This is a genomic window from Methylocystis sp. (genome assembly GCF_051061285.1).
Taxonomy (GTDB): Bacteria; Pseudomonadota; Alphaproteobacteria; order Rhizobiales; family Beijerinckiaceae; genus Methylocystis.
Map to the genome: position 1 here is coordinate 25039 of NZ_JBPFEA010000006.1, position 21003 is coordinate 46041.

Sequence of the window (21003 nt, forward strand, 5' to 3'; positions counted from 1 at the left end):
TCGACCGCTCGGCTTAACCGAAGAGGATCAAACATGACCGAGCATATCTGGCTGGCGACGGGCGAAGCGACGGTTCTGGCCGCGGACGGACAATATACCGACGCCATGCCGGAAGTCATGATCGGCAACGTCAAGGGCCCGGTCGGGCACGGGTTCGCCAGCATGGCGGGTCAGGTCGCCGGCCATCCGCGCATGTTCGTCATCCGCGACCTCAACCAGCAGGTGCGGCCGGCGACGATGATGACCACCAAAATGACGGTCAAATCGGAAGATTACGTCGAGCTTCTCGGTGGCGTGGTGCAAGCGGCGACCGGCGACGCCATTGTCGACTGCGTCGCTGAAGGGATTCTCCCCAAGGATCAGCTCAATGAGCTGTGCATGATCATCATGGTCTGGCTCGATCCGCGTTGCGCCACCCATGCGGAGCTCGACAAGAAAGATCTCTATCGCACCAATTACGAAGCGACGAAGCTCGCGATCTCTCGCGCCATGAAGGGCGAGCCGACGGCCGACGAGCTCATCGCCAACCGCAAGAGCGTCCAGCACTACGCGCTTGAAGGCGTGTTCGAAGGCTGATCGTCCTCGCGGACGCGCACGCCGATAATCATGCCGTCCTCGAACCAGCTCGACAGAGATTGCGCCAACCGCTCTGGCGCAATCTCGCCCGCCTGCTGAAAGGCGGTCATCTGACAAATGTCGCCGAAGGCGTGGCCGGCGCGCGCTTCGGAAAGCGCGACATATTCATCGGGCTCGAGCTGGCGATAGGCGGATTCATGATCGACGCGCCATACGGCCGCATATTCGATGTGTTCGCCCGCCGCGGGCTTATCGACTTTCGCCGGCGCCTCCTCGCTGATCGCCACGCCATAGGCTTCGATGGTGCCGGCGGCGAGTTCGAGCAGCGTTAGGCTCGGGTCGAATTCGAAGGCGAGGCGCGCCCAATCGTCGGGCGCAAATCCCGCCAGCGCCTGCACCGTCACCGGCGTTTCGTCAGCTGTGTCGAAGGCGTCGACCATGGCGCGCTCAAACAGCGCCATGGACACGGCCGCACCATCGTCGCGCCAGCGCACATTTTCGCGCATGAAGTCCGGCAGTCCGGTCGTAAACCAGCGGGCGTTCGGATCGCGCGACGGACGCTGGTCGATGTAGTCGTCGACCAGCGCGTCAAACGCCTCGTCTCCGAGAATCGCGCGCAGCCCCGGGTGATCCTGCGAAACAAAGTCCGCCAGTCGTATGCGGTAGCCCGTCTGATAGACGTCCAGCAGCGTCTCTGGCGTGGCGCCGCGCGGCGACGGCCTCAATTTTTTCAGGAGAGGCTTGTCCGCCTCTCCTGAGCCGGCCAGCACACGCTGCTGAAACAGAGACTGAAAATCGGCGAGTTTCATGCCGCGCTGAGCGCTCGCTCTTTTGAGACGCGCGCGTCGATGTCGCGCATATGCTGGAGTTCGTCGAGAAGCTCCGCGAGCGGCGGATAATTGTCGTCGCGCTCAATCATCGCGGAGACGTCGCCGCAGCGCCGACGCGCGTGCTCATAGAGCGCCCAGACTTCGTCGCAGACCGGCTGATCATGTGTGTCGACGCGATGAGTCTCATTATTGGTATGACCCGCCATGTGAAATTGCACGACGCGATCGGCCGGAACGCCATCGATGAAAGCGACCGGATCGAAGCCGTGGTTGAAGCTCGAAACGAAAACATTATTGACGTCGAGCAGCAACAGGCAATCGGCGCGCTCGGCCATTTCGCGAACGAACTCGTGTTCGCTCATCTCCGAATCGACAAAGGACACGTAGGTCGAGGCGTTTTCAACAACCAGACGGCGCTTGAGAAAGTCCTGCACGCGTTGAATGCGCTCGACGATATGCGCAAGCGATTCGCGTGTGTAGGGAATGGGCAGCAGATCGTGGAGCGTCACGCCATGAACGCCTGTCCAGGCGACGTGATCTGAAACCCATGCCGGCTGGACGCGTTCGGCGAGCGCCTTCAACTGCCGCAAATAGTCGAAGTTGAGCGGGTCGGTTGACGCAAGCGACATCGAGACGCCATGCATGACGACGGGATAATCGGCGCGTATGCGCTCCAACATCGCCAGCGGCCGGCCGCCGGCGAGCATGTAGTTTTCAGAAATGATTTCGAACCAGTCGATCGGCGGGCGCGACGACAGGATCTCCTCATAATAGATCGGCCGCAGGCCCAAGCCGTAGCCAAGCGGCGGGGGCTTTTCCATGACGTGTTCCCCTCTCAGGCATCGCCGCTCATGCCGGAGCCGCATCAGCGTGGCGGGGACGGTCGTAGGAGCCGCCCCCGCACAACAGGGCGATTACTTGGTGTGGCAGCGGCTCTTCATGTTGCAGTGGCCCTTGTGATGGTGGCACTGCGCCTTGTGGTGGCATTTTGACATGTGGCGGCATGTGCCCTTGGCGCCGCAATGGGTCTTCGCGTGGGTCGACTTCGCGGAATGCGCATAGGCGGGCGCAACCGACGCGCCGCTGAGAGCGAGGGCGACGGCGGCGGCGGCGAGAGCCGAACCTGAAATAATATTAGTCTTCATCTCTTTCTCCTCTTTATATCCCTATCGCAACGACGGGAAGTCGACGCTCTCGCCGTCTGGACGGCGAACGCGAAGTTCTAGTGGTTTCGGCCAAGCGGTCCGGCGCGCCAATGTTGCTCCGGGCGGCGGGGGCGCCGCCGCTGACGCCTGGCGGCGCCCCGAAGCGTGGCAGTAGGATGCAGACTATGCGTGCGGCTGCGATTCCGCTAGCGAGAAATTCGCCAACAAACGAGCCTTTTTGCGTTATGATTATTATATTAAAACGGTATATTGTTAACATATTGCAGCGCAATATCATGGCTTTGCGCAGGCTGCGCTGACTCTTTTCTTTTTTAGCGCGCTTGCGACGGCGGCGCGCCGCTGGTAGATAGGCCCCGCCTCGGTAACCAAGCCGGGGCATTCGCTTTGGTTTTCGACATCGGGCCGCGCCGGCAGTTCGCTTAGCGAACTTTTCGTCCAGCCTCGCGTTTTAGCCGCGGGGGACGTCCGATCGCCGAAAGCCGATCTGCAACGCTAACCCTTGCCGGCGCCGCCCTCTCTGGGCTCTCGGGAGAACAAATGTCCGCCACGACCGATCGCGCGCCTACGCGCGAAGATTTCGCCGCTCTGCTTGATGAGAGCTATGGCCAGAACGAGGCCTTCGAAGGCTCCGTCATCAAGGGCCGCGTCGTCGCCATCGAAAAGGATGTCGCCGTCATCGATATCGGCCTCAAGACCGAGGGCCGCGTCGCCATCAAGGAATTCACCGGCTATGGCCGCGACCCCGCCCCTCAAGTGGGCGAAGAGGTCGAAGTCTATTTGGAGCGCGTCGAGAACGCGCTCGGCGAAGCCGTCATTTCGCGCGACAAGGCGCGGCGCGAAGAGAGCTGGGTCAAGCTCGAAAAAGCCTTCGAGACCAATGAAAAGGTCGAGGGCGTCATCTTTAATCAGGTCAAGGGCGGCTTCACCGTCGACCTCGACGGCGCCGTGGCCTTTCTGCCGCGCAGCCAGGTCGACATCCGACCGATCCGCGACGTCGGCCCGCTGATGAACGTCCCGCAGCCGTTCCACATCCTGAAGATGGACCGCCGGCGCGGCAATATCGTCGTCTCGCGCCGCACCGTGCTCGAAGAGAGCCGCGCCGAGCAGCGCCACGAGATCGTCGCCAACCTCGAAGAGGGACAGGTGATCGACGGCGTCGTGAAGAACATCACCGACTACGGCGCCTTCGTGGATCTCGGCGGCATCGACGGCCTGCTGCATGTCACCGATATCGCCTGGCGGCGCGTCAATCACCCGTCCGAGGTGCTGACCATCGGTCAGACCGTCAAGGTGAAGATCATCAAGATCAATCACGAGACGCACCGCATCTCGCTCGGCATGAAGCAGCTGCTCGAGGATCCCTGGCAGGGCATCGAGGCGAAATATCCGATCAGCGCCAGATTCCACGGCCGCGTGACCAACATCACCGACTACGGCGCTTTCGTCGAACTGGAGCCTGGCATCGAAGGCCTCGTCCACGTCTCGGAAATGAGCTGGACGAAAAAGAACGTCCATCCCGGCAAGATCGTCTCGACGAGCCAGGAAGTCGACGTTCAGGTGCTCGAAGTCGATCCGGTCAAACGCCGAATCTCGCTGGGCCTCAAGCAGTGCCTGCAGAATCCGTGGGAGGCCTTCGCCGAGAAGCATCCGGTCGGCTCGACCGTCTCTGGCGAGGTGAAGAACAAGACCGAGTTCGGGCTCTTCATCGGCCTCGACGGCGACGTGGACGGCATGGTCCATCTGTCGGATCTCGACTGGAACCGTCCCGGCGAGCAGGTCATCGAGGAGTATAAGAAGGGCGACACCATCAACGCCCAGGTCCTCGACGTCGACGTCGAGAAGGAGCGCATTTCGCTGGGCGTCAAGCAGCTTGCGGGCGATCCGTTCGCTTCCGTCAGCGCCGAAGAAGGCGGCGAGCTCAGAAAGGGCCTTGTCGTCACCTGCGAGGTGATCGAGGTGAAGGAGTCCGGCATCGACGTGAAGATCGCCGGCACCGATCTCTCCACCTTCATCAAACGCAGCGAACTCGCTCGCGATCGCGCCGACCAGCGCCCTGAACGGTTCGCCGTCGGCGAGAAGGTCGACGCCCGCGTGACGCTGTTCGACCGCAAGGCCCGCAAGGTCTCCGTCTCGATCAAGGCGCTCGAAGTCGCTGAAGAGAAGGAAGCCATCGCGCAATATGGCTCGGCCGACTCCGGCGCGTCGCTCGGCGACATTCTCGGCGCGGCGCTCAAGGCCCGCGAAGAGACGCCCAAGAAAGCCAAGAAGGACGAAGAGGAGTAAGATCTCCTCGACCGCCAGTTTCAGGCCCGCGCCCTCAAGGCGCGGGCCTTTCTTTGCGCGTCGCGTAAACCTTTCATTCACCATGCCTCAATTCGCGCCGGGCCGTTAACGCTAACTTTTGAAACGACTGCGCAAACTCGGCGCGTTTTCCGCCCGCGGCCGCCGCGGGCCGCCGGAGTCGCGTCTCATGAGCGTTGCCGAATTGGACCCCAACTACAGGCGTTATGCGCAGCCGCTGCGCGCCCGCCCGGCGGGCGTTCGCGCAGCGATCGGAATGGGCGTCGGCGCGACGCTCATTCTCTTCGCCGCGCTCGTCCTTCTTCCGCGCGGACCCAGGATCGCGGAACCGAAAGTCGCGGCGAACGTCGAGCAACCGCGCGTCCCTGTCGCGCCATCGCGCAAGATTTCCACCAAGATTTCCGTCGAAGCCATCGAAGCCTCGGCGCTGATGGCGAAGCCCTTCAGCGCATTCGATATCGCCGCGCCGGAGTTCGACCGGGAGAAAAAAACCATCGCTGTGCGCGACAGCGAGAATGGCTCCGGCCGTATCGACACAATCGCCGTCGGGCAGTTCGCAATGGGCGCGCCATTCATGCGCGTCGATATCCATCAGGATATCATCGACAAGGAAAAGACATCCGATTTCTTCCTCGACATGGCCCGACACGCCGCCCAGGCCGGCCTTAACGTCGCGAAGATCGGCCAGCCGAGCACGCTCATCACCAAATTCGGGGCGTTTGAGACGGCCGAAATACGGCTCTCGCAAACCGCATCCGAGGGCGTCGCGGCGAGCGAACGCAGCTGCATTGCGGCGCGTTTCATCGATGGGAAGCTCGCTCTCGAAATCGCCGGACTGGCCTGCGGCGAATCGGCGAAACCGATCGACCGAGTCGCGCTCGGCTGCCTGCTGGACCACATCAACTACACGTCGAGTCCGGATAATCCGGCGCTGAACGACTTCTTCGCGCAAGCGGCGTCGACGCGCGCCATTGGTTGCGGCGACATCTCGCGCGACGACCTGACCGCGACCATCCCAGCGCAAAAGAACGCCGCGCGTCCAGCGCAGGGCGCGCGCCGCGCGCACGCGCGGACATCGCGCCAAGGCGCACAGATCACGCGCTAAGCGTTCCGCATTCACCCTGACGGCGGATTGCTGGCGGGATAAGCCCGCTTTAATTCGCTTTTGCGAAACGATCCGCTATTATGACCTACGGCGTTCAGTCCAAAAGGGGATCGTGATGCGCAGGAATAAAGTGCTGTCGGCGGGGCTCGCCTGTCTGGTGTTGTTCGCGGCGGGCGATGCGCTCGCCAAGTCCCGCTATCGCGTCTCCTCGAGCGATGCTTGTTGCGCCCGCGGTCCAATCGACATCCAGCGCCGCAGCTGGCTCGATCCCGGCACCCAGGTGCCGGTCGGCAGCACCAACCGCTACATGGTGCAGCAGACCTACCTCAATCACGATCCGATCGAGCGCAACCAGCGCAGCTGGTATATGCAGGAGACGCTTCCGCAGCGGCCGCCCTATAACGCGAGCATGATCGTGCCTTACGATGAGGGTTTCCCGTTCTGGTGGCCGTAAGTCGGCTTTTCTCAAGAAATCTTGACTTAGGGAGCGCTTTCCTTTAGCTCCCCACAAGCCTGACGCGGCCCGTTCGCGCAAGGCTAGCACCCGTGGCGTTTGCTGCAAACGCCTGTCGGCCGGTTGACGGCAGAGGAGGGCGCGTTCTTGAAGCCCCGGCGCTGGCCGGGAGCGGCGAGAGACGCGAATCTGGACGACGTCCGAGCGCAACGCTCCGGGCGAATTTCGTCTATCGCCTCTCGCACGCCTCAAACGCGACCATGAGAGGACGAGAGTCAAAGTGACGAAGCGCGCAGAATCAAAATATAAGCTCGACCGCCGCCTGGGCCAGAACATCTGGGGCCGCCCGAAGAGCCCGGTCAACCGCCGCGAATATGGCCCCGGACAGCACGGACAGCGGCGCAAGGGCAAGCTCTCCGACTATGGCACGCAGCTCAAAGCCAAGCAGAAGCTCAAGGGCTACTACGGCAATATTTCCGAAAAGCAGTTTCGCAAATATTATGCGGAAGCGATCCGGTTGAAGGGCGACTCGGGCGATAATCTGATCGGCCTTTTGGAGCGGCGCCTAGACGCGATCGTCTATCGCGCGAAATTCGTTCCGACGGTTTTCGCCGCACGCCAGTTCGTCAATCACGGCCACATCCGCGTCAACGGCAAGCGCGTCAACATTCCATCTTATCAGGTGAAGGTCGGCGACGTGATCGAGGTGAAGGAAGCCTCGAAACAGGCCGTGACCGTGCTCGAGGCGGTTCAGCTCGCCGAGCGCGACGCGCCGGAATATTACGACGTCGACCACTCCAAGATGACCGCGAAGCTCATCCGGGTGCCGCATGCGACGGAGGTGCCCTACCCCGTGCAGATGGAGCCGAACCTCGTCATCGAGTTCTATTCGCGCTAACCTCGACGCCGCAGCAATGTGAAGAAGACAGCAGCCGCGTCGAGCGGCTGTTTTTTTATGCCCGTTCTTGACTGTGGGACCGCAATCGGAAACTCTAGAGCGCTTCCCGATCACATGGGCTCATGTGATCGATAAGGAATCGCTCAAAATCAAAAGTTGGAGCGGGTTCCCATCGAAAAAGTCTGTCAACTTTTTCGGAACCTGCTCTCGCGCAAAAGCGCCGTCATCACTTGCAAGCAAGCTGAAAGACGGCCGGACCGTCAAGGGAACGCAGAAGGAGAGGCGCGTGTCCGGGCTACCGAAGAAGCGGCCGGCGGAGAAGGAACGCGGTCAGCGTCCGCTCTGGATAGCGATCGGCGGCTTGCTGGTCAGCGTTCTAAGCTACACCATGAGGGACCTGATGCTCGGCGACGTCGTTTTCTGGTTCGGCGTCGTGCTCGCTTTTATCGGCGTGCTTTACTGGTTCATTCGGCCGAAACACGGGCTGTAGCGCCCGCTTAGCGGCTCCACATCCTCGCCAGATTTGATTTGCCACAATTGTCGAAGACGTTATGGTCTTCGGCGTCTCAACAGTTACGGACCGCACATGCTCTTCGCTTTTATGCCCCGTCGTGGTTTCCTTGTCGGCGCCGCCTGCGCGCTCCTCGCTGCAGCGCCCGCCTTCGCCGACAAGTCGCCTTCGGGCAAGGTTGCGGTCGACGAGCTGATGGCGCCCAACGCCCTGCCGGACGTAGTGGAAGGCGCGGCGAACGCTCCCGTGACGATCGTCGAATATGCTTCGATGACGTGCAGCCACTGCGCGGCGTTCCATAAAGACGTGTATCCGGAGCTGAAAAAGAACTATATCGACACGGGCAAGGCGAAATTCATTTTGCGGGAGTTTCCGCTCGATCCGCTCGCGACGGCCGCCTTCATGCTGGCGCGCGAACTCGGCGACAAGCGCGACGCGACGGTCGATCTTCTGTTCTCGCAGCAGAAGAATTGGGCCTTCTCCGATAAGCCGCTTGACGGTCTGGCCAATGTCTTGAAACAGGCTGGTCTCGGCCAGGAGAAGTTCGAAGCCGTCTTAAAGGATCAGGCGCTTTACGAGAACATCAATAAGGTGCGCAATCGCGCCGCCGAGAAATTTGGCGTCAACTCAACGCCGACGTTCTTCGTCAATGGCGACAAATACACCGGCGAGATCGGCGTCGAGGACTGGGACAAGATCATCACATCGAAAACCGCAGCGAAGTGATCGCTTCCTTCGCGGGATGACCGTATCAGGCCAGCCATGAGCATTCGGGAAGCGCTCTGCTAGATCACGCTGCATTTGGGCGGAATCGCCCAAATGCAGATAAATTGATCGGCACCCAAAGTTTAGAGCGCGCTCTACGCGAAAAACCGGTTCCCACTTTTTCGCGGCGCGCTCTAAAACGCCGTCCGCCGCTCAAGCGCCGCCGCAAGCGTTCCCTCATCGAGATAGTCGAGTTCGCCGCCGACCGGCACGCCATGGGCGAGCCGCGTCACCTTCACGCCTGACGGCGCGAGCACATCGGCGATGTAATGCGCAGTCGTCTGGCCGTCGACGGTGGCGTTGACCGCAAGCACGACCTCGCTGGTCTCCTCTTCGCGCACGCGCGCGACGAGGCTGGCGATGGCGAGATCGTCGGGGCCGACGCCGTCGAGCGGCGACAGCACGCCGCCGAGCACGTGATAGCGCGCGTTGAGCAGCCCTGCCCGCTCCAGCGCCCAGAGATCGGCGACCGTCTCGACGACAACCAGGATCGACCCATCGCGGCGCGCGTCGCGGCAGATCGTGCACGGATCGCTCGTATCGATATTGCCGCAGACCGAGCAAACGACGATGCGCTCCCGCGCGACGCGCATCGCTTCGGCGAGCGGCGCCAGCAGTTCTTCGCGTTTGCGGATCAGATGCAGCGCCGCGCGCCGCGCCGATCGCGGACCGAGCCCCGGCAATTTGGCCAGGAGCTGCACGAGTTTTTCGATCTCGGGACCGGCCACCTTTTCCGCCATAGCCGGATCAACGCCTCATGTGGTTTCGCGTCATGCCCGCGCTTGTCGCGGGCATCCAAGTCAGAATGCTACGTATAATTGGAAGCTTTGGGCGGCGTCATCACGTGGATGGCCGGCTCAAGGCCGGCCATGACGCGAGAATTGCAGCAATACGCATCAAAACGGCAACTTAAAGCCTGGCGGCAACGGCAGCCCGCCGGTGAGCGCTTTCATTTTTTCGGCCATGGCCTCCTCGGCTTTGGCGCGCGCCTGCATGTGGGCCGTGAGGATCAGGTCTTGAAGAATTTCCTTCTCGTCCGGAGTCAACAGACTCGGGTCGATGGAAATGCTTTTCATTCCGCCTTTCGCGGTGAGCGCGACCCTCACCATGCCGCCGCCCGCCTCGCCTTCGACGACGGTCTGTTCGAGCTCCAGCTGCGCTTCGGCCATTTTGGCCTGCATCTGCTGCGCCTGCTTCATCAGGCCCATGAAGTCCATCATTGCGCGTCTCCGTCGTCTTCCTCGATTGGCGTCGCGTCATCATAGAGCGTTTCGGCGGACGCTGCGCCCTCGTCCCTGCCCCGCACGGCGACGATCTGCGCGCCGGGAAAACGCGCGAGCACGCTCGCGACAAGCGGATCCGACTCGAGCGAGGAGCGGCGCTTGCGCTCCTCCGCGTCGCGCTGTTCCTTGAGCGTCGGCGCGCCGCCGGAGGCGACGACCGACACCATCCAGCGCTCGCCGGTCCAGGCCTGAAGCCTCTGCATCAGAGTCGACGCCAGTTCCCGCGCGCCGCCCGGCGCGAGTTCAAATTCGATCCGTCCATGTTCGAACCGCACCAGCCGCACTTCGGATTCGAGCCCGATCTTGAGGCGCATGTCGCGTTTCTGCGCGGCAAGCGCCACAAGCGCATCGAAGCTCTCGATGATGATTTCTGGCGTCGGCGCTGCAGATCTTGGCGCTGGCGCTGCAGAGGGCTGAGGCGCGGCGGAGCGCGGCGCGGGCGCCTGGCCGCCGCCGCCCGACCGCGGCGCAGCGCCAGCTCCGGCAGGCCGTGCGCTTCGCGTCGAGGGCGCCACGGAGTCGGCGCCCGACGCGTTCTCGCCAAACCCCAGTCGGCGCAGCGCCTCCGACGGCGAAGGCATGTCGGCGGCGTAAGCGAGCCGCACCAGCACCATGTCGGCCGCCGCCAACGGCCGCTGCGAGCCGCGCAACTCCTCAACGCCTTTCATCAAGATTTGCCAGGCGCGCGTGAGCGCGGGAACCGAGAGGCGCGTCGCGGCCTCTTCGCCACGACGTTTCTCTTCGGGCGTCAGCGCCCCCGAGTGGGCGGTCTCCGGCGCAAGCTTCAGGCGCGTCGCGAGATGCGTGAATTCGGCAAGTTCGAGCAGCACCTGCGCCGGATCGGCGCCGCCGTTATACTGATCTTCGAGAATGGCGATCGCCTTGCCGATATCGCCCGACATCGCCGCTTCGAAAAGGTCGATGATTCGCGCCTTGTCGGCGACGCCGAGCATCAGCCGCAGATCCTCGGCGGCGATCGCGCCGCCCGCCGAATGCGCCGCGCCATAGGCGATCGCCTGATCGAGCAAGGACAGCGCATCGCGCGCCGAGCCTTCCGCCGCGCGCGCGATCATGGCGAGCGCTTCCGGCTCGATGGCGACGCCCTCGGCCTTGCAGACGCCCAGCAGATGATTGGCGAGCAGGCCGGCGTCGATGCGGCGCAGATCAAAGCGCTGGCAGCGCGAGCGCACCGTCACCGGCACCTTGTCGATTTCCGTCGTCGCGAAGATGAACTTCACATGCTCAGGCGGCTCTTCGAGCGTCTTTAAGAGACCGTTGAACGCGGCCTTCGAGAGCATATGCACTTCGTCGATGATGTAGACTTTGGTTCGCGCCATGACCGGGCGGTAACGAGCGTTGTCGATAATTTCGCGGATGTCGTCGATGCCTGTGTGCGAGGCGGCGTCCATTTCGAGCACGTCGACATGGCGCGAGTCGATAATCGCCTGACAGTGGACGCCGAACTCCTCCATATGAATCGTCGGCTGATTGATCGCGGGCCGCCCGTCTCCCGCCGGCAGTTCATAGTTGAAGGCGCGCGCGAGAATGCGCGCGGTCGTCGTCTTGCCGACGCCGCGCACGCCGGTCAGCAGATAGGCCTGATGAATTCGGTTGAGATCGAAGGCGTTTTCGAGCGTGCGCACCATCGGCTCTTGGCCGATCAGGTCCGCGAAAGTGGTCGGTCGATATTTGCGCGCCAGCACGCGATAGGCCGACGGCGGCGCCTGATCGGCGCCAAACAGCGAAGGTCCGTCATCGGGCGCCAGCGATGGCCTCGGCGGATCGTGCTCGTGGTCCATCTGCATCCATCCAGCGGCAGACGAGCGACGAACAGCGCTTCTATGCGCTACGCCATTCGCTGCTCGCCGAAGAAGGTGGGAGGCTGAACGAAGACCCGCCCAAGCTCGTTAGGGCTGCTTCCTTCCGGACCTGACCCGGTTGGCGAGTGAAGCGTCCACCGCCAACCTCCCGGCCCTTATTTGGCAGACGAGAGCGAGGGATGCAAGGCTCCAGACCGCGGCCTTTGCTTTGGCGCGTTCACCTTTCGCCCGGAGCGGGGGTGCGCCCGCGCGGCGCACTTGCTAAAGAGAGCGCAAATTTCGAGGGATTTGCGCTTGAACGCCGTCACCGCCACTTCAGCAGAACGCGAAGCCACGAGCCTTGCGGCCATTCTTGCGCATTTCGCGCGCGAGGGGTTCGCACGCTGCGAGCCGCGCCTCCTGCAGCCGGCGCATGTCTTTCTGGATCGATCCGGAGAGGATTTCCGGGGCCGGCTTTACCTGACGAGCGATGGCTCGGGCGCGGAATTTTGCCTGCGGCCGGAATATACGATTCCGGTCTGCCTCGATTATCTCGCCTGCGCTCGTCCCGGCGATCCGGCCGCATATGCGTATGGCGGCTCGATCTTTCGCGCGCCTGAACATGGCGCGACCGGCGACGGCGAGTTTCTTCAGGCGGGGCTGGAGAGCTTCGGCCGCCAGGACCGCGAAGCCGCGGACGCCGAAATTCTCGCCGCTTCCCTCGACGCCGCGGCGGCGGCCGGCGCGAGGGCGCTCAAGGTTCTGATCGGCGACGCCGGGCTCGTCGCCGCCTTCCTCGAACGGCTCGAGATGCCGCCGGTCTGGCGCCGCCGTCTGGCGGCCGGCCACGCGCGCGGCCAAAGGTTGTCCGATATTTTTGCCTCGCCCGAACGCAACGGCGGATCGGAACAGTCGGGCGTCTTGGCGGCGCTGACGAAAGTCGACCCGTCGGATGCGCGCCGTCTCGTCGAGGACTTGTTGTCCATCGCCGGCATCACCGCCGTCGGCGGCCGCAGCGCGGCTGAAATCGCCGAACGCTTTCTCGATCAGGCGACGCTCGCCGAAGGCGCGGGCGTTTCCAACGAGACGCGTGCGCTGGCGGAGACTTTTTTCAGCATCGGAGGCGCGCCCGAGTCAGCTTCCGCAGCCGTGCGCCGGCTGGCCGCCGACGCGCGGCTTGACCTCTCCGCCGCGCTGGACGCGTTTGACGCGCGCGCTGAGGCCATTAGCGCGCGCGGCCTCGCCGTTCACGAGATCCGCTTCTCGGCAAGTTTTGCGCGTCATCTCGACTATTACACGGGCTTCGTTTTCGAGGCCCGCCACTCCAGCGAGGGCGAGCCAGTGATCGGGGGCGGACGCTATGACCGACTGCTCAAGACGCTCGGCGCAGCGTCGGACATACCGGCGGTCGGCGCCGCGATCTGGATCGACCGTCTTTCGCCGAGCGCGGGAGAAGCATGATGGCGCCCGTGCAAAAACTCATCATCGCCTCCCCGTCAAAAGGCCGGCTGCAGGAGAATGCCGCCGCCTTCTTCGCGCGCGCCGGCCTGGAGCTGATGCAAGGCCGCGGCGCGCGCGACTATCGCGGCGCCGTCGCCGGAGTCGAAGGCGCGGAAGTCGCCTATCTCTCCGCTTCCGAGATTACGCGCCGGCTGGCCTTGGGCGAAGCCCATCTCGGCGTCACGGGCGAAGATCTGGTGCGCGAGGAGATCGCCGACGCCGACAAGAAAGTGGAGCTTCTCGCGCCGCTTGGGTTTGGCGCCGCGAATGTCGTCGTCGCTGTTCCGCAAGCCTGGATCGACGTGCGCTACATGAGCGATCTTGCTGACGTCGCCGATGGATTTCGCGCGCGTCACGGCCGCGGGCTGCGCGTCGCGACGAAATACGTCAACACGACGCGGCGCTTTTTTGCCGCGCACGGCGTGTCCGACTACCGCATTGTGGAAAGCTCCGGCGCCACCGAAGGCGCGCCCGCGGCGGGTTCAGCCGATCTCATCGTCGACATCACGACGACAGGCGCGACGCTCGCAGCGAACGCGCTGAAGATCATCGAGGACGGCGTCATTCTGCGCTCGCAGGCCAATCTCGTCGCCTCGCTCACCGCGCCTTGGAGCGATGCGACGCGCGAAGCGGCGCGCATCATTCTCTCGCGCATCGCCGCGGAAGAGGAAGCGCGCACGACGCGCGACGTGCGCGCAAGCCTGCCAATGCCGAGCGAACATATCCTGAGCGAGGCCGAGGCGAACTTCGGCGCCGGATTGCGCGACATGGACGACGAGTCAGCGACGTTCTCCTGTCCGGCGAAAAAGGTGGCGGCGCTCGCCGATTGGCTGATCGCCCGAGGCGCCAAAAGCGTCACCAGCGCGCGGCTCGATTATATCTTTCAGGCGGAGAACGCCTTGTGGAGCAGGCTGGCGGCGCGGCTTGGGTAATCCGAATGTCATTCCCGGCAGGTCGAAGACCTGACCGGGAATCCAGAGCCGCTATACCGAATCCAAGATTTTTCTGGATTCCCGATCACGCGCATCGCGCGTGTCGGGAATGACAAACCGCAAACCGATTCATGCTTCCATCAAGGCGCCGACATGCGCAGCAGCGCTGCGCGCGAGATCTTCCGGGCGATAACCGCCTTCAAGCAGCGAAACGATGCGTCCTTTGCAGCGGCGCGCGGCGATCTCCATCACGCGCAACGTGACGTCTCGGAAATCCTCTGCGACGAAACGCAGTCCGCCGAGCGGATCGTGGAGATGGGCGTCGAAGCCGGCGCACAGTATGACGAGATCGGGCGCAAACGCATCGACACGCGGCAGAATGCGCGACGCCAGCGCCTCGCGGAACTCCGCGCCGCCGTCGCCCTTTGCGAGCGGCGCGTTGACGATCGTGTCATGCGCGCCGGTTTCGCTCACCGCCCCAGTGCCGGGATAGAGCGGCGCCTGATGCGTCGACGCGTAAAGCACGCTTGGATCGCTCCAGAAAATCTCCTGCACGCCATTGCCATGATGCACGTCAAAATCGACGATGGCGACGCGCGAGGCGCCATGCGCCGCGCGCGCATGCAGCGTCGCCACGGCGGCGTTGTTGAAAAAGCAAAAGCCCATCGGCAAGTCGCGCGTCGCATGATGGCCCGGCGGCCGCATGGCGACGAAAGCGTTCTTGGCGGCGCCGCGCATCACCGCATCGACGGCCGCCAGCGCGCCCCCGGCTGCGCGCAGCGCCGCTTCATGCGTGGCGCCGTTCATGGCGACGTCGGGACCGATGCGCGCATATCCCTCTGAAGGCGCCGATTTCGCGAGACGCGCGAGGTGTTCAGAGCTATGCGCGCGCAGCAGGGCCTCCCGCGGCGCTAAAGGCGCTTCAACGCGCAAAAGATCCGCGAAGCGCGCGTCGTCAAGCGCGCGCAGAATGGCGCGAAGACGCTCCGGCCGCTCGACATGCGCCGGCCCCATGTCGTGCGCGAGCGCAGCAGGATGTGTGATGAGCAGGGTCGAGGCCGTGGCGGCTCGCGCGCCGGAACAGGCAAGGCTTGCGCCGGCGCCGGCGATTGCTTCTCGGCGCGTAAAGGCGACGCGACGTTCTCCGGCCATTTCCCCGGTCCGTGGCTTCAAACATGCAGCATAGGATCGCCCGACGGGCGTGTCAGCCGGATTTGGATTTGACAGCAAGAAACGCATTGCGGCGATCGTCGCAAAAGTTGGATGATGCGCGGCATGCAGACGAACGACATGACGCAGGCACATTCGCTCGACCTCGACGAAACGCGCTGGGCGGCGGTTGTCGCACGCGATGCGCGCCGCGACGGCGACTTCTACTATTGCGTCGAAACGACCGGCGTCTATTGCCGTCCCTCCTGCCCCTCGCGGCCGGCGAAGCGCGCCAATGTGCGCTTTTGCGCCACAGCCGCCGAAGCGGAGGCGGCAGGTTTTCGTCCCTGCCGTCGCTGCCGGCCGGATGCGCCATCTCAGCAAGAGCGGGACGCGGAGAAAATCGCCCGCGCCTGCCGAATGATCGAAGCGGCCGAAGCGCCGCCGACGCTTGCGCAGCTGGCGCACACGATCGGACTGAGCCCCTATCATTTCCACCGACTGTTTTCGCGCATCGCCGGGGTTACGCCCAAGGCCTATGCTCAGGCGCATCGGCGCTCGCGCCTGCGCGGCAAACTCATGGAAGGTCAGACAGTGACCGATGCAATCTATGGCTCGGGCTATAATTCGAGCGCGCGGTTCTACGCGACGGCGAAGGACGCATTGGGCATGACGGCAAGCGCCTATCGCGCCGGGGCTCCATGCGAGACGATCCGCTTCGCCATCGGCCAGTCGTCGCTGGGCGCGGTGCTGGTCGCGGCGAGCGCGAAGGGCGTGTGCGCCATTTCGCTCGGCGACGACCCCGAAGAGCTGCTGCGCGATCTGCAAGATCGATTTCCGCGCGCGACTCTCATCGGCGGCGATGAGTCGTTCGAACGCTATGTCGCCGTGGCGGTGGGCATGGTGGAGCGACCGCAATCATCTTTCGAACTGCCGCTCGACATGCGCGGCACGGCTTTTCAGCAGCGCGTCTGGGCGGCGCTGCGCGAAATTCCCGCGGGAGCGACGGCAAGCTACGCCGAGATCGCCCAACGCATCGGCGCGCCGAAAGCGACGCGCGCCGTCGCGGGCGCCTGCGCGGCCAATCCGGTGTCGCTCGCGGTTCCCTGCCATCGTGTCGTGCGCAGCGACGGCGCGCTTTCCGGCTACTATTGGGGCGTGGAGCGCAAACGCGAGCTGCTCGAACGTGAACGCAAACCGTGAACGGGGGCTCTACGCGCTTCGCAGCGCCGCATGTTCTTCATTGATCGCGTCATGCAGCTCTTTCCACAGAGCGCTGATGCGCACGTCCGGCCCCCAATTGTAGAGCGCCTTGGCGACCTCCGCGATCGTCTCATTGATGGGTTCGCATTCCCCCTCCTCCAGTTCCAAAGAGAAAAGCTTCGGCGGCGCATCGCCTTTCCAGGCGTCCCAATGTTCATTCGAATAGTTGGAGACGCCGCGCTGCGCAGCGAGCAGTTCCGGCGCATATTTGGCAAAGCGCCGATGCAGAGGTCCGTCCGACTTTTCTGTGCGATAGGCGTGACGCACCGCGAAATAGCGCACATGCTGCAATTCATGCGCGAGACAGCAGCCGAGGCGCGCGTCGCTCATTTGCGGGTCGTAAAAGATTTCGATGCGGCCGTCGGGAAAAGACTGTCCCTCCGAAGTGAAGCTTTGGCCGAGAAAGTTGAACGTCTTTTGCTGTGGGCTGAGGGTCACTTTGCTGACGTCGTCGCCGAACTCCGCCACGAGCGCGGCGAGCGTTTGCCGCTTCCTTAAGAAATCGGGCGCGTTTTCGATCTCGCTCACCGTCTGCACGGGCGCCGGGTCGGCGTGCGGCATGCGCCGCGCGGCAAGCCTTGAGCGGAGAAAAGACAGCGCGTGGAAACTTAGCCGCTCACGTCCTAGGCGTGCTTCCAAACGGCTCCTCATGCGTGATCACCCAATCGAATTCGGGATGCGCCGCGGCGACATGCTCCCACCATCGCCGGCCGTCCTGCAAGCGCGGCGAAAGGTCGTTGACCCTGAGCCGCCGGAAAGCGTCCGGCTGCGCCTTCGCCCCGTCGAGGACCGCCTCGACCATGGCGCGCCCCAGGCCGCGCTGCAAAGAGTTGATCTGTTCGAAAACTAGCGACGGCGGCTCATACGCGCCGGCGAGCAGAAGCGCGATCCCAGACGCCTCCCTCCCGTCGGGCGTGGTGATCAATTTCGAGGAGGTCGAGGCTTTGATTTCAAAGAACCCGCGCCCGTAGGGCCGCGAATCGACGAAAAGGCCGAGGGCCGCGAGATTGCGGGAGATCGCCTCAGCGATCGCCAGCATCGCTGGGTCCGACGGTTGAACCGCCGGCTTCCTCCGCCAGAACCGCAAGACCTCCCAAAACGCCATGCAGCCTCCTAAAAGGGGGGTCCAGATCGCCGTGCCCTTCCCGCCGTTCCGTGCGATAAAGGACCATGGCGACACCGATTCGCAATGCTTTCGACCCCGGCTTTGGCGTCTATGTCCACTGGCCGTTCTGCCTGTCGAAATGCCCCTATTGCGATTTCAACAGCCACGTCCGGCGCGGCGACGTCGACGAGGACCGCTTCGTCGAGGCCTTCAGCGCGGAGCTTGCGCATCGCGCGGCGCTGACGCCCGGTCGCGAAGTCCGGTCGATCTTCTTTGGCGGCGGCACGCCGTCGTTGATGTCGCCGTCGACGGCTCAAGCCATTCTCTCTCAGATTTCGAGCCACTGGACCCTCGCCAAGGACTGCGAAATCACGCTCGAAGCCAATCCAACGAGCGTCGAGGCTTCGCGCTTTAAGGGGTTCAAAGCCGCCGGCGTCAATCGCGTCTCGCTCGGCGTACAGGCCTTGAACGACATTGACCTTCGCGCGCTCGGCCGGCAGCACTCGGTCGCAGAAGCCCTGATGGCGCTCGACGTCGCCAATTCGGTCTTCGAGCGCACGTCCTTCGATCTGATCTACGGCCGCTCGGGCCAGACGGCCGCCGCCTGGCGAAAAGAGCTGGAGCTGGCGCTCACCCGTTCGCCCGAGCATGTCTCGCTCTATCAGCTGACGATCGAGCCGGACACAATGTTCGAGCGCATGGTCAACACGGGCAAGATGGCGTTGCCCGACGCCGACACGCAGCGCGCGCTCTGGGACGTCACGCAGGAAGTCACCGCCCGCGCCGGCTTGCCGGCGTACGAAGTCTCGAATCATGCGCGGCCCGGAGCCGAGTGCCGGCACAATCTGGTTTATTGGCGTTATGGCGAATATGTCGGCGTCGGTCCCGGCGCGCATGGGCGGGTGGTCACGCCGCGCGGACGCCGCGCCCAGTCCACCGAGCGGCATCCCGAGATGTGGCTGACCTGCGTCGAGACCGAAGGGCATGGCATCATCGAGGACGAATTGCTCTCGTCCGAGCAGGAAGGCGACGAATTCCTGCTGATGGGGCTGCGGCTGCGCGAGGGCGTCGATCCGCAGCGCTATTTCCTGCTGACCGGCAAACGCCTGTCGCAGTCGCGCATCAGCGAACTGATTGGCGACGGGCTGGTCGAATTCACCCGCGACAACAGGCTGCGCGTCAGTTCGGAAGGATTCCCGGTGCTCGATGCGGTGGTCGCCGATCTCGCGGCGTAGCGGCGTTCCGCCGTTCTTGTCGCAATGGTCGCGACCGTGACCTACATCGTAAGGCTCTCCGCTCCCTCTGACGCAGACGCTGTGAGCGCCCTTCTGGCGGCGAGCTACTCAACTCTGTTGGCGTCGCATTACGAAAAGGCGCTGCTCGATCGAGCCTTGCCTTTCATGACAAAGGCAAATCCGACACTCCTCGCATCTGACGCCTTTTACGTCGCGCAGAGCAGCCATGGCGAACTCATCGGGTGCGGAGGCTGGTCGCTTGAGCGTCCAGGAACTGCAAAGATCGTCCGAGGGGAAGCCCATATCCGACATTTCGCCACCCATCCCGGCTGGACTCGCTTGGGCGTCGGGCGTTCCCTTATGAATCGGTGCTGCATAGACGCCAAGGCCCGGGACGTAAGCGAACTTCATTGTTGCTCAACGTTCGCCGCCGAAAGTTTTTACAAGGCGTTAGGCTTCAAAGCTATAACGGGGGCAGATATCCCTCTCGACTCGCAGGTCTCATTCCCGGCTGTTCTGATGCAGCACGCATTGCCGTGAGGCGGATGTCAGCCACACGGACGCGTCTGCCTCCGCACATGCGCCGAACCTGAGACTGCAACCGGCGCCGCTCCAACGAGCGGTGCCGGCTTCGTAATTGTGCGGCTAAGCGCCGGGCAAACTTAACGTCGATAGAGCTGCTCTAGCGCGTCCGCGCCGAGGAGTTCGCGAAGACGGCCAAGGATCAGCAGCACGACGCCGAAAGTCGCCAGCGACATCCAGCCGAAAAAGACGAAGCCCCAGTGCAGCGGACCTGCAAAGCCTTCGTCCATCGCCCAGAACGTGTGACCCCATTCATTGAATCCCACATTCGGGATCGTCATGAAGACGCCAACGACAAGAACCACGAAGGCGAGAGAATATCCCTTCGCGAAAGTCGGCAGACGCGTCTTCGCATAGAAGAACGCGCCGAGCCCGATGATCGCAAAGAGCGGATATGCAATATAGAAGGTGATGATATTGCTCGGCGTGAAATCCGTGTCGCGCACGGCGGTCATGTGCCAGACAGCCGTCTGCTCCGAAAAGAAGCTTAAGCCCCAAAACAGGGCGAGCGAGAAAACGAGCAGCCACTGGACGAGATAAACGAGCCGTCGCGTTTCGGCTGCGGCTCCCAAATTCGCCAGATCGCGATCGCGCGTGCGCCACAGAAAGCCGACAAGGGCGATCGCGGCAAAGCTCGACGCCATAATCGCGAACTGCAACAGACCCATCCAGTAGAGCTGAAACTCGGGCGAGAAGGAATCGAGACCGAAGCTCCAGGCGAAGAGTTGTTCGTAGAGGCGCAGGCAGGCCACGAAGAACATCAAGACCGCAACGCCGATAAGAACGGGCCTGGTGTCGATAATTCGTTCAGCGCTTCGGGCGGCGGAACGGGCCTCTGCTTTTGTCATGCTCATAAGTCATCTCCAAAATTCTGGTTATGCGGGGCATGAACGCCCCTTTGAATGGTTTGATGCGCGCGCTCGGCAGTCGTCGCGTCTGCTCTCGCAGCCGTGGCGACAGGATCCGTTTGAAAGATTTCGCGAACGCGCTCTCGCCGGCATCGCCATCGCAATGATGGCGGCCGCGTTGAATCTCAGCGCGAGAAAAACTTCAGCCCTGTCGGGGAGGAGCTCGTGGCGATTGTGGCGCGCGCCGCGGCTCGATGCGCGGCACCTGACTGGACGTCTCCAACGGAGACGAATGAGCCTCAGCTGGAAAAATCAGAGCGATCGAAACAACTGGTTTGGAAGGAGGCGCGTCCAACGCGCAATTGTGAAGGACGCAACAGAATCCATGGCGGTGGCGTTCATTTGGGAAAAGCGGCGGCTCGCCGTTCCCGGCATCCTGCGGCGCGCAGACTGTTCCGAAAGCGACGCCTTCTCCCAGCGCAACGGCGCCTGCGTCCGCGGTCGTGGTCTGCACGAGCATAAGGAAGGCGACGAGCGCCGCAAAAATGCGCGCACGCTGACTTGTCCGCTGGAAGATTGGATCCACCGCCGCCTCTCGGGTTCCAAGCACCGACCTTAGGTTTCAATCCTGCGTGCGGTCAAGCGAGGTGACGAAAAACCGCTGTGCGACGAAGCGACGCGTCGATTTTTGATGCAAGACA

General features: G+C 63.3%; 23 protein-coding genes and 1 other RNA gene. 13 read left to right on the forward strand and 11 right to left on the reverse strand.

The annotated features are described in order from the left end of the window. Positions 1 to 33: 33 nt before the first annotated feature. A complete protein-coding gene (gene fae, locus ACR65T_RS01065) occupies positions 34 to 576 on the forward strand; it encodes a formaldehyde-activating enzyme (protein WP_434494748.1) in 543 nt (180 codons plus the stop codon). On the opposite strand, the gene ACR65T_RS01070 is transcribed toward fae, so the two are convergent. From ACR65T_RS01070 to ACR65T_RS01080, 3 genes are all read right to left on the reverse strand, one after another. After that, positions 546 to 1385: an HvfC/BufC family peptide modification chaperone gene (locus ACR65T_RS01070; protein ID WP_434494749.1), complete on the reverse strand. Its 840-nt coding sequence runs from the start codon at positions 1383 to 1385 to the stop codon at positions 546 to 548. The genes fae and ACR65T_RS01070 overlap by 31 nt on opposite strands. Further along, positions 1382 to 2227, reverse strand: a complete 846-nt coding sequence (gene bufB, locus ACR65T_RS01075; RefSeq protein WP_434494750.1) for an MNIO family bufferin maturase — start codon at positions 2225 to 2227, stop codon at positions 1382 to 1384. Before bufB ends, ACR65T_RS01070 begins: the two co-directional genes overlap by 4 nt. A 93-nt stretch (positions 2228 to 2320) precedes the next feature. Then, positions 2321 to 2551, reverse strand: a complete 231-nt coding sequence (locus tag ACR65T_RS01080; RefSeq protein WP_434494751.1) for a hypothetical protein — start codon at positions 2549 to 2551, stop codon at positions 2321 to 2323. Positions 2552 to 3109: 558 nt separating this feature from the next. Between ACR65T_RS01080 and rpsA the strand changes: the two genes are divergently transcribed. The 6 genes from rpsA (at position 3110) to ACR65T_RS01110 (ending at position 8567) form a co-directional block, all read left to right on the forward strand. Next, positions 3110 to 4855 carry a 30S ribosomal protein S1 gene (gene rpsA, locus ACR65T_RS01085; RefSeq protein WP_175092710.1) on the forward strand — a complete coding sequence of 582 codons (1746 nt, stop codon included), beginning with the start codon at positions 3110 to 3112 and terminating at the stop codon, positions 4853 to 4855. 187 nt (positions 4856 to 5042) lie between these two features. After that, the gene (locus tag ACR65T_RS01090) at positions 5043 to 5978 is read left to right on the forward strand and encodes a hypothetical protein (RefSeq protein WP_434494752.1); all 936 of its coding nucleotides are present in this window, start codon (positions 5043 to 5045) and stop codon (positions 5976 to 5978) included. Between the two features lie 115 nt (positions 5979 to 6093). After that, positions 6094 to 6432 carry a hypothetical protein gene (locus ACR65T_RS01095; protein ID WP_175092708.1) on the forward strand — a complete coding sequence of 113 codons (339 nt, stop codon included), beginning with the start codon at positions 6094 to 6096 and terminating at the stop codon, positions 6430 to 6432. A 280-nt stretch (positions 6433 to 6712) separates the two neighbouring features. Beyond that, on the forward strand, positions 6713 to 7330 hold the full coding sequence (rpsD, locus tag ACR65T_RS01100; RefSeq protein WP_434494753.1) for a 30S ribosomal protein S4: 618 nt from the start codon (positions 6713 to 6715) through the stop codon (positions 7328 to 7330). Positions 7331 to 7616: 286 nt separating this feature from the next. Next, entirely contained in the window at positions 7617 to 7820 is a 204-nt protein-coding gene (locus ACR65T_RS01105; RefSeq protein WP_196402000.1) for a hypothetical protein, read from the forward strand. Positions 7821 to 7916: 96 nt separating this feature from the next. Next, positions 7917 to 8567, forward strand: a complete 651-nt coding sequence (locus ACR65T_RS01110; protein ID WP_434494754.1) for a DsbA family protein — start codon at positions 7917 to 7919, stop codon at positions 8565 to 8567. Positions 8568 to 8740: 173 nt separating this feature from the next. On the opposite strand, the gene recR is transcribed toward ACR65T_RS01110, so the two are convergent. From recR to ffs, 4 genes are all read right to left on the reverse strand, one after another. After that, positions 8741 to 9346, reverse strand: a complete 606-nt coding sequence (gene recR, locus ACR65T_RS01115) for a recombination mediator RecR (RefSeq protein ID WP_434494755.1) — start codon at positions 9344 to 9346, stop codon at positions 8741 to 8743. A 156-nt stretch (positions 9347 to 9502) separates the two neighbouring features. Further along, positions 9503 to 9826 carry a YbaB/EbfC family nucleoid-associated protein gene (locus ACR65T_RS01120; protein ID WP_192879583.1) on the reverse strand — a complete coding sequence of 108 codons (324 nt, stop codon included), beginning with the start codon at positions 9824 to 9826 and terminating at the stop codon, positions 9503 to 9505. Continuing rightward, positions 9823 to 11688 (reverse strand): DNA polymerase III subunit gamma/tau, encoded by a 1866-nt coding sequence (locus ACR65T_RS01125; RefSeq protein WP_434494756.1) that lies wholly within the window; start codon positions 11686 to 11688, stop codon positions 9823 to 9825. The genes ACR65T_RS01120 and ACR65T_RS01125 overlap by 4 nt, the downstream gene beginning before the upstream one ends. Before the next feature lie 74 nt (positions 11689 to 11762). Next, an RNA gene (ffs, locus tag ACR65T_RS01130) (signal recognition particle sRNA small type) lies at positions 11763 to 11859 on the reverse strand. Positions 11860 to 11997: 138 nt separating this feature from the next. Here ffs and ACR65T_RS01135 point away from each other — a divergent pair. Together ACR65T_RS01135 and hisG are read left to right on the forward strand one after the other, a co-directional pair. Further along, on the forward strand, positions 11998 to 13149 hold the full coding sequence (locus tag ACR65T_RS01135) for an ATP phosphoribosyltransferase regulatory subunit (protein ID WP_434494757.1): 1152 nt from the start codon (positions 11998 to 12000) through the stop codon (positions 13147 to 13149). Then, on the forward strand, positions 13149 to 14120 hold the full coding sequence (gene hisG / locus ACR65T_RS01140; RefSeq protein ID WP_434494900.1) for an ATP phosphoribosyltransferase: 972 nt from the start codon (positions 13149 to 13151) through the stop codon (positions 14118 to 14120). Before ACR65T_RS01135 ends, hisG begins: the two co-directional genes overlap by 1 nt. Positions 14121 to 14249: 129 nt before the next feature. Here the strand turns inward: hisG and ACR65T_RS01145 are convergent, their stop codons facing one another. Continuing rightward, positions 14250 to 15272, reverse strand: coding sequence for a histone deacetylase family protein (locus tag ACR65T_RS01145; protein WP_434494758.1), 1023 nt, complete (start codon positions 15270 to 15272; stop codon positions 14250 to 14252). 138 nt (positions 15273 to 15410) lie between these two features. Between ACR65T_RS01145 and ada the strand changes: the two genes are divergently transcribed. Next, positions 15411 to 16472 (forward strand): bifunctional DNA-binding transcriptional regulator/O6-methylguanine-DNA methyltransferase Ada, encoded by a 1062-nt coding sequence (gene ada, locus ACR65T_RS01150; RefSeq protein WP_434494759.1) that lies wholly within the window; start codon positions 15411 to 15413, stop codon positions 16470 to 16472. Between the two features lie 9 nt (positions 16473 to 16481). On the opposite strand, the gene ACR65T_RS01155 is transcribed toward ada, so the two are convergent. Next, positions 16482 to 17093, reverse strand: a complete 612-nt coding sequence (locus ACR65T_RS01155) for a hypothetical protein (RefSeq protein ID WP_434494760.1) — start codon at positions 17091 to 17093, stop codon at positions 16482 to 16484. Between the two features lie 55 nt (positions 17094 to 17148). Beyond that, the gene (locus tag ACR65T_RS01160; RefSeq protein ID WP_434494761.1) at positions 17149 to 17637 is read right to left on the reverse strand and encodes a hypothetical protein; all 489 of its coding nucleotides are present in this window, start codon (positions 17635 to 17637) and stop codon (positions 17149 to 17151) included. Between the two features lie 65 nt (positions 17638 to 17702). Here ACR65T_RS01160 and hemW point away from each other — a divergent pair, with 65 nt between their 5' ends. Beyond that, positions 17703 to 18872, forward strand: a complete 1170-nt coding sequence (hemW, locus tag ACR65T_RS01165; protein ID WP_434494762.1) for a radical SAM family heme chaperone HemW — start codon at positions 17703 to 17705, stop codon at positions 18870 to 18872. Between the two features lie 165 nt (positions 18873 to 19037). Further along, entirely contained in the window at positions 19038 to 19412 is a 375-nt protein-coding gene (locus tag ACR65T_RS01170) for a GNAT family N-acetyltransferase (protein WP_434494901.1), read from the forward strand. Between the two features lie 122 nt (positions 19413 to 19534). Here the strand turns inward: ACR65T_RS01170 and ACR65T_RS01175 are convergent, their stop codons facing one another. Then, positions 19535 to 20308, reverse strand: a complete 774-nt coding sequence (locus tag ACR65T_RS01175; protein WP_434494763.1) for a methane monooxygenase/ammonia monooxygenase subunit C — start codon at positions 20306 to 20308, stop codon at positions 19535 to 19537. A gap of 379 nt (positions 20309 to 20687) precedes the next feature. Between ACR65T_RS01175 and ACR65T_RS01180 the strand changes: the two genes are divergently transcribed. Then, positions 20688 to 20921, forward strand: coding sequence for a hypothetical protein (locus tag ACR65T_RS01180; protein ID WP_434494764.1), 234 nt, complete (start codon positions 20688 to 20690; stop codon positions 20919 to 20921). Positions 20922 to 21003 lie beyond the last annotated feature (82 nt).